The 13629-nt window shown below is 41.1% G+C and carries 12 protein-coding genes; 3 read left to right on the top strand and 9 right to left on the bottom strand.

The genetic code is table 11. The features are described 5' to 3' along the window. Positions 1-484: 484 nt before the first annotated feature. Both AC1DO4_RS08470 and AC1DO4_RS08475 read left to right on the top strand, forming a co-directional pair. A complete protein-coding gene (locus tag AC1DO4_RS08470) occupies positions 485-943 on the top strand; it encodes an SRPBCC family protein (protein ID WP_477414781.1) in 459 nt (152 codons plus the stop codon). Between the two features lie 102 nt (positions 944-1045). Further along, positions 1046-1585 (top strand): RBBP9/YdeN family alpha/beta hydrolase, encoded by a 540-nt coding sequence (locus tag AC1DO4_RS08475; RefSeq protein WP_477414783.1) that lies wholly within the window; start codon positions 1046-1048, stop codon positions 1583-1585. 60 nt (positions 1586-1645) lie between these two features. Here the strand turns inward: AC1DO4_RS08475 and lepB (AC1DO4_RS08480) are convergent, their stop codons facing one another. From lepB (AC1DO4_RS08480) to AC1DO4_RS08510, 7 genes are all read right to left on the bottom strand, one after another. Further along, a complete protein-coding gene (gene lepB / locus AC1DO4_RS08480; protein WP_477414979.1) occupies positions 1646-3118 on the bottom strand; it encodes a signal peptidase I in 1473 nt (490 codons plus the stop codon). Between the two features lie 18 nt (positions 3119-3136). Further along, positions 3137-4276 carry a signal peptidase I gene (gene lepB, locus AC1DO4_RS08485; RefSeq protein ID WP_477414785.1) on the bottom strand — a complete coding sequence of 380 codons (1140 nt, stop codon included), beginning with the start codon at positions 4274-4276 and terminating at the stop codon, positions 3137-3139. A 318-nt stretch (positions 4277-4594) separates the two neighbouring features. Next, on the bottom strand, positions 4595-6046 hold the full coding sequence (gene lepB / locus AC1DO4_RS08490; RefSeq protein ID WP_477414787.1) for a signal peptidase I: 1452 nt from the start codon (positions 6044-6046) through the stop codon (positions 4595-4597). A gap of 17 nt (positions 6047-6063) precedes the next feature. Then, positions 6064-6813, bottom strand: coding sequence for a 4-hydroxy-tetrahydrodipicolinate reductase (gene dapB / locus AC1DO4_RS08495; protein ID WP_477414789.1), 750 nt, complete (start codon positions 6811-6813; stop codon positions 6064-6066). Positions 6814-6856: 43 nt separating this feature from the next. Further along, positions 6857-7534, bottom strand: a complete 678-nt coding sequence (locus AC1DO4_RS08500; protein ID WP_477414791.1) for a DUF5683 domain-containing protein — start codon at positions 7532-7534, stop codon at positions 6857-6859. Between the two features lie 262 nt (positions 7535-7796). Next, complete coding sequence (locus AC1DO4_RS08505; protein WP_477406579.1) at positions 7797-8717, bottom strand: ParB/RepB/Spo0J family partition protein; 921 nt, start codon at positions 8715-8717, stop codon at positions 7797-7799. Between the two features lie 4 nt (positions 8718-8721). Then, on the bottom strand, positions 8722-9525 hold the full coding sequence (locus AC1DO4_RS08510; protein WP_477414793.1) for a ParA family protein: 804 nt from the start codon (positions 9523-9525) through the stop codon (positions 8722-8724). A gap of 311 nt (positions 9526-9836) precedes the next feature. Here AC1DO4_RS08510 and AC1DO4_RS08515 point away from each other — a divergent pair, with 311 nt between their 5' ends. Then, complete coding sequence (locus AC1DO4_RS08515) at positions 9837-10358, top strand: NADPH-dependent FMN reductase (protein ID WP_477414795.1); 522 nt, start codon at positions 9837-9839, stop codon at positions 10356-10358. 70 nt (positions 10359-10428) lie between these two features. On the opposite strand, the gene AC1DO4_RS08520 is transcribed toward AC1DO4_RS08515, so the two are convergent. Together AC1DO4_RS08520 and AC1DO4_RS08525 are read right to left on the bottom strand one after the other, a co-directional pair. Further along, the gene (locus AC1DO4_RS08520; RefSeq protein ID WP_477414797.1) at positions 10429-12405 is read right to left on the bottom strand and encodes a gliding motility-associated C-terminal domain-containing protein; all 1977 of its coding nucleotides are present in this window, start codon (positions 12403-12405) and stop codon (positions 10429-10431) included. Positions 12406-12673: 268 nt separating this feature from the next. Further along, entirely contained in the window at positions 12674-13600 is a 927-nt protein-coding gene (locus AC1DO4_RS08525; RefSeq protein WP_477414799.1) for a hypothetical protein, read from the bottom strand. Between the last annotated feature and the right edge of the window lie 29 nt (positions 13601-13629).

The following is a 13629-nucleotide window of genomic DNA, read 5'->3' on the forward strand; positions in this document are numbered from 1 at the left end:
TTTTGGGATTTTGCAGGATTAAAACGATTTTCCTTACAAAACACCATAAAAACTGTCATTGCGAGTATTCACCAGGATAATCCTGGAAAAAAAGGGGATGACGTGTAGGGTTTAACCCGAGCAATCGGCTTTGCATGCTGGCAACGACTCACCCCGGCTACGCTACGCTGGCCGACCCTCTCTTCAACTTCGTTGGAAAGAGGGTTTAAAACATTTTTATTTATTTTTCAAATCCCCTCTATGCGCGAAGCGGAGAGAGGGGTGACAAGCGCAGCGATGTCGGGGTGAGTCGGCTCGCCGCCATGCTGAGACAGCATTTCAGTTTATAGAATCATTAAAATATATACTGATAATCAGTAACTTACAACCATGTCATTGCGAAGAGGAACGACGTGGCAATCGCGAACTTAACAGGGCGGACTTGCGGAGCATGCGATTGCTTCGTTCCTCGCAAGGACATATTAATGTACAATCGCTTAAAGCCATGCCCATTATCGAACTCGACACCCATATCAATGCCCCTATTGCAAAGTGTTTCGACCTTGCGCGGAGCATTGATATGCATGTGGATTCGATGCAGCAAAGCGGAGAAACCGCCGTGGCCGGGCGCACCAGCGGCCTTATTGAGCTTGGCGAAACCGTTACCTGGCGGGCAAAGCATTTTGGAGTATGGCAAACCCTAACGTCCAAAGTTACCGAAATGGAATACCCCAACTACTTTACCGATGAAATGGTTGCGGGCGCTTTTAAAGCCTTCCGGCACGAACATTACTTTTATCCTGTTAATAACCAAACAATGATGAAAGACATTTTTATGTTCGACGCGCCCTTCGGATTTTTAGGAATTATAGCTAACTTCCTGTTTTTGGAACGGTATATGCGCAGGTTACTGGAGCAACGGAACGAGGTTATAAAACAAGTTGCAGAGACTTCCGCTCCCTGAAAGCAGAGTTGGAATGCTTTGATTTTATTGTGGTTCATAACCCCCAACCGTAATATCATTTTCAAATCGGTGTAATCATAAAATAATAGGTGTAATCATAAAATGACATTTAAATCAACCATTCTTATCATCCCTGGCCTCGGCAATTCGGGCCCCGAACATTGGCAATCAATCTGGGAACAGCAATTTGGCTTTATCCGTGTAGAACAGCAGGACTGGGAAACACCCGTTTGTGCCGATTGGATTAATACCCTTAACGACTATGTAAACCAATACAACCCTGCAGATATAATCCTGGTTGGCCATAGCCTGGCCTGTGCCACTATTGCTTATTGGGCTAAGGAATTTAACGTTGCCATAAAAGGTGCGCTCCTGGTTGCTCCCAGCGATACTGAAGCAGATACTTATCCCGAAGGCACTACCGGATTTTCACCTGTGCCATTAATAAAGCTACCGTTTAAAAGTATTACAGTGATGAGTACTAATGATTACTATGTACGCACAGAACGCGCACAATTATTTGCCGATAGCTGGGGCAGCAAGCTCATCAACATTGGTGATGCAGCGCATATCAACGCTTCATCGGGTTTAGGGAATTGGGAAAAGGGGCTGGAGTTTTTAAAGGAGTTGGATCAGCAATAATAAAAAAAGCCCTGCTGTTTATATATGACGGCAGGGCTTTTTTGTTATCCAGGTGTTTTTTTACCTGATTATATTAAACAACCTGCTCCACCTGATCTTGCCCAGGAATGATGCCTGGTCGTCGATACTCATCCAGATAAAGAGCGCCTTACCCACAATATGATCTTCGGGCACAAAGCCCCAGAAGCGTGAATCTTCGGAGTTGTGGCGGTTATCACCCATCATAAAATAATAGTTGAGCTTAAAGGTATAGCTATCGGCTTTTTTGCCGTTGATCAGGATATCTTTACCAACTACCTGCACCTTATTGCCTTCATAAATTTCAATAGCACGGCCATAAACCGGGAATGTTAAACTATCCAACTTAACCGTCCAGCCTTTTTTAGGCACTATGATTGGACCAAAGTTATCCGGGTTCCAAACAAAATTAGGGAAGTTTGGCGTAATTTTATAAGTCTGGTATTTTGCCGGATAAACAGCATAATTAGGATCAGGTGCCCCGGCTGGTGCAATTTCGGGGATAATCGATTTAATATTTGAATATCCTTTTAAAGCATTTGCAGAAGTTGCCGTTGTATTGGTTGTAAACTCATTAATCTTATCGCTACCTATATCCTGCAGGTGCAAATCGGCAATAAGCTGGGGGTTAATTGGTGTTCCATCATATTTAACCCTATAGGTCATTTCGCCGTTTACAGGCGTAGTTGCGGGTTTACTGTTTATAAAAACCGCTGCGTTAACAATACTTAATGTATCGCCGGGTATTCCCTGACAGCGTTTAATAAAATTTTCGCGTTTATCAACCGGCCTGTACAAAGGCGAATCGGCATCCATTGGGTAATTAAAAACCACAACATCGCCCTTTTTAATGTCGCTTAAGCCCGGTAAACGGTAATATGGCAGCTCAATCCCATCCCAATAGGCTTTGGTATTAATGAGCGGCATAGTATGGTGTGCAAAAGGAAATGCAAGCGGTGTCATGGGCAGGCGGGCCCCATAGTTTACCTTGCTCACAAACAGGTAATCGCCAATTAGCAATGAGCTTTCCATGGATGCGCTTGGAATAACGTAAGCCTCAATAAAAAGCGTACGAATCAGGGTAGCGGCTATCACCGCGAAAATAATAGCATCGGCCCATTCGCGTACGGGTGTTTTTTTTAGGGCTGTTTTATATTTCTCTCTGAATTCCGGGCTTGCCGACTTGCCCAGGTATTTTGTGTCCTTATCAAACCCCCACTTTGGTAAAAATATAAATGACAATGCCACGGCGCCTATATGATCAAGTAACGCAAACTTGCCGTACGATTTTACAAAATCAACAATAATCCCTATAAGTACCAGGATATTGATACCCGGCAGCAACATCAACGCCAGCCACCACAATGGCCTGCCGCTTAGTTTTAACATTACATAAATATTGTAGATGGGCACTATGCCTTCCCAGCCTGGCCGGCCGGCTTTTTCAAATAATTTGTATAGGCCTATATAAGGCAGTACTATCAATAATAAAACTCCGATTATAATATTCACTATATGCTATTTTTTATTTAATTAATGTATCCCTCTAAATAACCTGTTCCAGCGTATTTTACTTACAAATGACGCAGTACTATCAATACTCATCCAGGTAAATAAAGCCTTGCCTACCACATGATCTTCCGGTAAAAAGCCCCAGTATCTCGAATCGGTTGAATTATGGCGGTTATCACCCATCATCCAGTAGTAATTCATTTTAAAGGTGTAAGTATCGGCTTTTTTTCCATTTATAAAAACATCGTTACCTACTACTTTTACAGCATTATGCTCATAAATGGCAATTGCTCTGCCGTAAATGGGGAATGTAAGGCTATCGAGTTTAACCGTCCATCCTTTTTTAGGGATGATAACCGGACCAAAATTATCAACATTCCAGCCATACCGGGGTATGGGGCCTATTTTATAATCCGGATGCGATAGCGGGTATACAGGATTCAGATCATCAACCACACCTTTTATAGCAATATCCGGGGTAACCGATTTAATGTTCGAAAACGCTTTTAACTTATTGGCCGATGCTACAGTAGTATTGGTTTTAAAATCGGTATTGTTGATGAGCGCAATATCCGTTAAATGAAGCTCATTGATCAACTCGGGATTAATAGGATTGCCATCGGACCGAACCACGTAGGTCATTTCGCCGGTTGGAGAAGTTAGTTCGGGCTTGTTATTAATATACACCTGGGCATTGGCTAAACTCAATGTATCGCCTGGAGTACCCTGGCAGCGTTTAATAATATTTTCGCGCCTATCCACCGGGCGGTAATACGGCGAATCGGCCTCCATTGGCAGATTAAATACAACAACATCTCCTTTTTTAATATCACTAAAGCCAGGCAGGCGATAATATGGTAATTGTAAACCGCCCCAATATGATTTTATATCTGTATAAGGGATATTATGGGCAGTAAACGGTATGCCAATTGGTGTTATAGGCATACGTGCGCCATAATTCACCTTACTTACAAACAAATAATCGCCAATAAGCAGCGAGCTTTCCATCGATCCGCTGGGGATCACATAAGCCTCAATAAAAAGTGTACGGATAAGTGTTGCGGCTATAACGGCAAAAATAATAGCATCAGCCCATTCGCGAACAGGGCCCTTTTTCTTTTTTACCTTACTTGTATCTTTTTTGAAAATTTTCAAGGCCATTTCTTTGATGTACAAATTTCAAATGTGCAGGTATGCAAATGTGCAGATTTCAGATGTGCAGATATGCAGATTACAAATTTGTTTATTTTTTAAGTGAATATATTTATTAATTAACCCTAAGACTATCATGTAAACAATATGTTACCCGGTTAGATGTGCAAATGTGCAAATTTCAAATGTGCAGATTTCAGATGCTTTGTATAGTTCGCGATTGCGTCGTTCTCAACAATAACGACGGCCCCTTCATCTGCATATTTGCACATTTGAAATTTGCACATCTATCTTCTGCACATCTACTTTCTGCACATCTAAATTCTACTAATTAATCCAGCTCATCACCCGGTTCCATCTAATTTTATCGGCAAAAGGCGATGTTTTATCCCAGCTCATCCATACAAACAAGGCCTTGCCCACAATATGATCTTCGGGCACAAAACCCCAAAAACGTGAATCTAATGAATTATGACGGTTATCGCCCATCATCCAATAGTAATCCATTTTAAACGTATATGTATTTGTTTTTTTGCCGTTTATGCTGATAGTGTTCCCGTTAATCTGCAGTTTGTTGTTTTCATATACCTCGATGGCCCGGCGATAAATAGGCAACGTAAGGGTATCCAGTTTCATTGTCCAGCCCTTTTTGGGTATAATGATGGGGCCAAGGTTATCTACATTCCACCTGTGATTGGGATCATGCGGAAATACCTCAGGATCATAAACACCCCTAAATTGTATATCTGGCCTTACATACCTGATATGTGGGGCTTTCTTTAAAGCAAGTGCCGACTTCTTTGTCATATTTACCATGTAATCAACATCGGTAAACGCCTGGATATCCGACAAATGAAGATCATGTTGCAATTTAGGACTTATGGAGTTTCTATCAGCATTAACCATATACTGCATTTCGCCATGCGGCGGCGTAATGGCAGGTTTACCATTCACATATACCTGCGCACTAACCAGGCTTATTGTGTCGCCGGGAGTTGCCTGGCAGCGTTTGATATAGTTTTCCTGTTTATCAACCGGCCTGTAAAAGGGCGAATCGACTTCCATTGGATAATTAAAAACTACAACATCGCCCTTTTTAATATCATTTAAACCCGGCAGCCTAAAGTAGGGTAGTTTTAAACCATTCCAATAGGATTTTGTACCTACGTATGGCAGTTTATTATGTGCAAAAGGAAATGATACAGGAGTAATGGGCAGGCGGGGGCCGTAACTAAATTTACTTACAAACAGGTAATCGCCAATCATAAGCGAACTTTCCATTGAAGCCGACGGGATAGTATAGGCCTCGATAAAAAATATACGAATGATAGTTGCTGCCAATACTGCAAAAAAGATAGCCTCTGTCCATTCCCGTACCGATGATCTATGCAGGATGGATTGATATTTTTCATGAAAATCATTACTTGCAGACTGGCCCAGGTAAAGGGTATTTTTATCAAATCCCCACATTGGCAAAAAAACAAATGGCAAAATGATAGCCCCGGCTATATGGATCATTCTTGTTTTACCGAATGATTTAATGAAATCGATAGCTATACCAACCCCTATTATGATATATATACCCGGAATGAAGCACAGCAAAAGCCACCATAATGGCCGGCCACTTAGTTTCAGCATAATATACATACTGTAAATAGGTATGAGCGCCTCCCAGCCGGGCCGCCCTGCTTTTTGAAATAGTTTCCAAAGGCCGGCATGTACTAATATTAATAAAGGAGCTAATATTATATAAACCCCGATATAATCAGCTATCTCCATCTGCTATAAACCGGAAATTAGCATTTAAAATCAAACATGGCCTCAACCGAATAAAACCCTTTTTTATCATGAATCCATTCGGCGGCCAATACGGCGCCAAGGGCAAAACCATTACGATTATGGGCAGTATGCTTAAATTCAATGGTATCAACTTCCGAATCGTAAATTACGGTATGCGTACCCGGCACACTGTCTATCCGCATAGATTCTATCAGCAATTGGTCGGGCAGAACACTTTCATCGTCCTTATTATCATCGGTAGTTAAAACATTCACCCAGTCTGTTTTTGATTCCAGGTTATCAATAATGCCTTCGGCAATGGTTATGGCTGTTCCACTTGGGGCATCCAGCTTTTGAATGTGATGAATCTCCTCAACCTGCACATCATAATAAGGATAATTGTTCATCACCCGGGCCAGCATCCTGTTGATATGGAAAAATATATTAACCCCAACGCTAAAGTTGGTAGCATACATCAATGCGTTGTTACTGTCTTCGCATAATTGTTTTATCTCGTCCAATTTATCGTACCAGCCTGTGGTACCCACCACAACCGGTACACCCGCATTAAAGCAATGCTCAATATTGGCCAACACCGATGCCGGCATGGTAAACTCAATTACAGCATCGGCCTTTTGCAGATTTTCGGCAGTAAGCTCATGCTGATTTTCATGATCAATAGTTAAAACAATTTCATGTTTGCGGCTTAGGGCTATCTTTTCGATGATCTTGCCCATTTTTCCATAGCCCAGTAACGCTATCTTCATTTTTAATATTTATTGAATTAACAGCTAAGATATAAATGTGCTGTTAAAACGTAAAGGTAACTTTTATACCCGGAATATAGGAACCAAACGCACTTTGAGCATAAACAGGCTGATTAATAACGCTTGGCGCAATCCGCATAGAAAAATTATTATCAACCGAATAAGCATTTATAAATTTTGCGTCAATATAAGCATCAATAGTTTGTATTCCCCATGCCCCCAAAATACCCAATATACTTAAATCGCGGTTGCGGCGATAGCTATCAAGCGCATCAAATATATTTTGTTGGGGCACACCGGCGTTTTTATATGCTATATACTCTGCATAATACTTATCGGTTGCTTTGGGTGTTACCCCGTTTTCATAATAATGTGCCAGTACGTTAAATTGATTATAATACTTCTGGTTAAAGATCACGGCTGATGCCAATAAGCCAATACCTCCATAAACGATAGGAACTTTCCACCAGCGGTGATTGTAAAGCTGCCCCCAGCCCGGCACCATCAATGAATGCATTACTGCTTTATGCGGACTGTGGGTACTATCAGGATGGTATTCTTTCTCCTTTTTTATAGGCGGCGCAAATGAACCCGGGGCCGTGCCCGATGCTTTTTTAAAAGTATCCTTTTTAGTTACCGATGCCGTATCTGCCTTTTGCTGCGCTTTGGCAGTAAAGGTAAAAGCCGTTAACATCCCAATAATTAACAAATATTTATACATTTATTATCAAGTATTAAGTAAACAGCAAACGGCTAATATTACAATAACCGCCCAGCTTTTACCTTATTACAAAGGTAATTTTTATCCCCGGATTACGCACCACATATCAGCTTGTCTGTCAACTGAAGAATTACCATCTAACCTGGTACATCTTAACTTGTTTACAACAAAATTATTATGGCTTATGGATAGCTAATAAATACAAAAACCGCGCATAACTTACTATTCGCGGTTTTTAGTTAATAAATATGGTATTGGCATTTTACCAATCCAGCATCTCAAGAATACGACCGAGGTCATCTTCTGACAGGAAAGGAATTTCAATTACCCCATTACCTTTATTACCTACCTTAAGCGTTACCCTTGTACTAAACTTTGAAGCCAGGTCGTCCTGAATTTTTTGCAGTTGGTATGATACCGGCTCGGGTTGTTTGCCCTCTTTTTTTACCGGTGCCTTTTGCATATCCCGAACTAATTCCTCAACCTTACGAACTGATAAACCTTGCTGAATAATATGCTGATGTAAATATAATTGTTTGGCAGGGTCATCAATAGTAATAAGCGCCTTGGCGTGGCCCATGCTAAGTGCACCATCGCGGATGGATGCCTGGATACTTGGCGGTAATTTTAATAAACGTAGGTAGTTGGTAACTGTCGAACGGTTTTTACTCACCCTGTCGCCCAGTTCTTCCTGTTTCAGGTTACATTCTTCAATCATCCGCTGAAAGCTGAGGGCTACCTCAATGGCATTCAGGTTTTCGCGCTGAATGTTCTCTATCAAGGCCATTTCCAGCATCTGCTGATCGTTAGCTGTACGTACATAAGCCGGTATCTGGGTTAACCCAGCCAGTTTTGATGCACGAAAACGGCGCTCGCCGGATATCAGCTGGTATTTATGCGCATTGATACGCCTTACAGTTATTGGCTGTATAAGCCCTTGCAATTTAATTGAATCGGCAAGTTCATTAAGGGCCTGCTCATCAAAGTCGGTACGGGGCTGAAATGGATTAACTTCAATTTCACTCAGGCGGATCTCATTAACCGAACCCAGGCTGTTAACCTCGGCGGCAGATGTTGATGCTTCCTGTTGTTTGCTTTTATTTTGATATGGTTGTACGTTTACAGAATCATTCAACAGCGCACTTAATCCTTTGCCCAGGGCATTTCTTCTTTCACTACTCATTTACTTATACTGTTGCTGTTGCCGTTGCTGCTTCGCTTTTTACAAGACCATTCTTTTGAATAATTTCGCGGGCCAGGTTTAAATAATTAATTGCCCCTTTACAGGTGGCATCGTGCATAATAACCGATACGCCAAAGCTTGGCGCCTCGCTTAAACGGGTATTACGCTGTATAATGGTATCAAAAACCATATCTTCAAAATGCGTTTTCACCTCATCAACCACCTGGTTGCTCAGGCGCAGGCGCACATCGTACATGGTTAACAATATACCTTCAATCTCTAATTGCGGGTTAAGGCGCGATTGTACTATTTTAATAGTATTTAACAATTTACCCAAACCCTCCAGTGCAAAATACTCGCACTGTACAGGTATTATTACCGAATCTGCGGCAGTTAAGGCATTAATAGTTATTAAACCCAATGAAGGCGAACAATCAATAATAATAAAATCGTATTCATTGCGCACGGCTTCAAAAACCTGTTTCATTTTATACTCGCGGCCGCTCAGGTTAATCATCTCAATTTCGGCACCTACCAGGTCAATATGAGCTGGCAGCAGATCAAGATTCGGGGTTTCCGTTTTCTGGATCGCCTCATGAGGATCTACCTGGTTAATGATACACTCGTATATACTGTTCTTTATATTACGGGGGTCGAAACCTATTCCAGATGTTGAGTTAGCCTGGGGATCAGCGTCAACCAATAATGTTTTAAAATCTAGTACGGCCAAACTTGCAGCCAGATTTATAGATGATGTAGTTTTTCCTACGCCACCTTTCTGGTTGGCTAAAGCAATAATTTTACTCATTCTATACGTTCAAAATTTGATATTATAATGATTTACAATAACGCAAAGTAGGTTCAGAAATTTCTACTTTCGTAAAGTTTTAATCTGGTGATAAAGATACGAAATTAAACAATTAGGAAATCCACAGGTTTAGTCAATTTACAAACATAATTAGTTATTGATTTACTGAATTTATTGAATTATTGATTGATGAATTAGCGATGCAATGCTAAAAGTCTTATCATATTTAAATAACTCTCATATTCAATAGTTTAAGCATTAAACGATCTGTCGTTCAATAATTCAATAAATCTATAATTCAATAATTATACATGATTACTATAATAGCATCAACCAACCGACCAGGCAGTTCAACATTAAAGATGGCTAAATATTACCAGGAGCAACTGCGTGAAAAAGGTATTGAAGCAAATTTGCTATCGTTAGAAGAATTACCGCCAAACCTGTTGCAAACAGACCTTTATGGTAAAAGAAGCCCGGAATTTGCCGCCATTCAAAAGCTTGTAACTGATACCGATAAATTTATTTTTGTGATACCAGAATATAACGGCAGCTATCCGGGTGTGCTAAAGGTATTTATTGATGCCTGCGATTTTCCCGAAAGCTTTTATGATAAAAAGGCCGCGCTGGTAGGCATATCATCGGGCAAATATGGCAACATACGGGGGATAGATCATTTTACCGGTGTTTGTCATTATGTACATCTTAACGTAATGTCGCTAAAGCTGCATATAGCTGCCATCCATAAAGAATTTGACGGAAATAGCCAGCTGTTAACTGCCGATACATTAAAGTTCACCAACGAGCAGATAGATAAATTTATATTGTTTTAATAATTTTAACGATTGAAGGCGATTCCACCAATTGGAGTTTCCTTTATCATTGCTCCAAAAGTCCTTGTTCCTATTTCACAATTAATACCCATCCTGATAGTTTGGGCATGCCATTTTTAAGATCTATAACATAATAATAAGTACCTGCTGGTAATACCGCGCCATTGTAGGTGCCTTTCCATGGGGTTGCATAGCCTATACTTTTAAATACCTGTCGCCCATAGCGGTTAAATACTGTTAATATACTTTCGGGGAAAGTTTCAAGGGGCTCAATATCCCAAACATCATTATACCCATCGGCATTGGGTGAAAAGGCAGTTGGTATAATTATTTTATGATAAACTTTTATAAAAACACTACTGGTATCCTCCCCGCAATTTTGTAATGAGCTTGCTTTAAGGTGATAAGTTATATCGCTGCCAGGGGTGGCAACCGGGTTAAGCACATTCGGATCACTCAGCCCGGTTGTGGGAGTCCAGCTGAAAATATTGGTATTTTGAGCAGTCGCGTTCAACATTACCGACTGGCCCTCAAATATTTTTTTATTATCCCCCGCATTAGCTAACGCCTTTCCTAATACATTTACGGTTACCGTTTTGGTATCAAAACAATTGTTAGCATTGCCCACTGTAACCGTATAAATTGTAGTATCGACGGGGTTAGCAGTTGGGCTGGCCGATGTGGGATCTGATAAACCTGTTGCCGGGCTCCACCTGTAACTCGTAGCTCCTGGCGCCGAGGCGCTGATGACTGTCGAATTCCCTATGCAGATAGTAGCGGTGCTGCTAACTGTACTTACCGGCTTTAAATTGACAGTAACCGGGAATGTGTTTGAGGGAATAGTACAGCCTCCTGCCGAGGTTACATCAACAGAATAATTACCTCCGGCTGCCGCGGTAATATTTTCGAACAGCAGTGGGTTTTGGTTTTTGTTGACTGAGGTTATTCCCGGCCCATGCCATTCATAAGCTACACCTCCAACAGCCTGTATAGATAATGCGCTGCCTTCACATACACTTTGCGAACCGATATCGGGCACCTGGGGATAGGGGTTTACTGTTATAGTTAGCGGCTCAGAAAACACGCGGCAGTTTGGCGAGCTTATATTTGATCCCCCGGCAGCAGCCAGGCGATACTGATAAACATTTAAATTATTATCAGATAAGGTAAATGTATAATTATCGCCGGTTTCGCCTGCAATATCCACCCATCCATTACCATCGCTTTTATTTTGTTGCCACTGCCTTTTAGGGTTGGTATAACCATCTCCTATTTTTGATTTTATGGTATATGATTTGGTTTCGCCAACACATTGGTTCCGGGGTTGATTGGCATCTATAGTAGTAAAACCAGTTTGTATAATTGGCCCGCAAGCCCTAAAATTAATGTCGTCAAGCAGCAGATCATTACCTCCGCCACCGGGCGCTTCATTGGTCATTTTTAAAACTACCTGGCTGGTATTTGGCGGAGTTTTAAAAAAGAAACTTTTCCTGATCCAATCACCGGGGTTTTGCGAAGGTGGTATAATTCCGGTAACAAGAGAATCCAGTACCGTTCCGTCAACAGTTTCTATGGTGAATTTAATATTAGGTTGTATAGTGGCAACAGCACTACCGCTTACGCTTACCAGGTTAAATATATAAGCCGAAAACTCATAGGTTGTATTTTCGCACAATACGGCAGGAGTTGTTTTAGTAAAAAAAATGCTTGGCGTGTATGATGCGTTGATCATCATCATGTAACCATTGGGACCCCCGGTGTGGTCATGTGTTACGTTCTGCCATGCTTCAGGGTGGCAATTACCGGTAGCGCCGCCGTATATATTGGTAGCATTTACAATTGTGTACGAGCCATCATTAGGGCAGTAGCTGCTAAACGACATGTTGGTTATCCCCACCGGCAAGGCATTACCCGGATTTGGGCCCGATCCAAAAGTTTCACTTATAACGGGATCGCCCAAACTGCCCTCACAGATTTGAGCTTTAACCCTGGTAAAAAACAGGGGAATAATTAGCAGTAAAAATAATTTCAGGGTATGCGGCCGCATTAATCGATTTAACTCAAAAGTTACTTTCCAAAAATATATCTTTTTATTGATGAATGGGCATAATCGGCACATAAATACATCAAATCCAAATACTTAAAACCAGGCTGTTGTCAAAAATACACTATGAATTAAAAAAAGTTAATTAGTAGACGAAGCCGCTATATTAAAAATGCAAAGTTTAGAGATTGCCATTCCCGAAACAAGTTAAATTCTGTATCCCGATTTTGACAACTGTTATAACGGCTATATTAGGTTTTAGCGGGCCTTCTTACTCCCGCTTATAATCCTTATGCACTATCAAAAAGCTCGCACGCTCTTCTTTGTGGAAAGGAATATTCCAGTTGCCCTGGTATGTGATTTTAGTGGGTAGCAGCTGGTTGTTAAAGTTATTAAGCTCGATGTTCATTTGCACATTAAAATCGAAAAACATATTGCTGAATTTCATGTCGATGTAGCGGCCAAGGATTTCAAATGAGCGTTCATCAAAAATGGTGGTCATTTCCTTGATCATAGTATCGCCATCCGATGTACTTGGTTTACATCTTACCTTAAAACGATAAACAGGTATGGTATCTAGGTACTTGCCGCGGGCAAATTCATAGTAGTAAAACTCACGCATATCTTTGGAAAATATCTCTGTCTTGCTACCAATAAACGGGATCCCTTTTACCTTGCGGCCGGGCGTGAATATCAGTGTTTTCAGTTTATCTTTATAGCTCTCGTTCTTACCGCCAGAGCCCGGCAGCGCATCACCCTTAACAAAATCGGAGTTATAGGCATTCTGGAAAATAAAATCGAACATTTCTACCGTGTACAGCTGGTACTTGCCATTCTTTTTATAAACAGAACCGCTGTCCTGTTTGGCAAAATATTCTATTTTATGCTGACCGACAACGTTACTATGGCGTAACTTGCGGTAAACTTTCCCATCAACTTTGTTTTTTTTATCGTAAGTGTAAATGCGGTTCTCGGCAGTAAAGGCATAGGTTTTCATGTTTTGAAAAGCCTTATAAAAACTGGTATCGGCCATTACGGCATCTATAAAATCCTGCGCATTTAATTTATGTGAGCGAATATCAACCAACGAATCGATAACAATGGTGCGGATAGTATCGGGGTTAAAACGGTTAATTTGCTGGCCAAAGATTACGCTGCTGACAATTGTGAAAGCACACACTAATAATATTTTCTTCATCACGCTATTGACGTTCTACCAGTAGAACC

It is taken from the genome of Mucilaginibacter sp. P5_A6, from assembly GCF_056400585.1.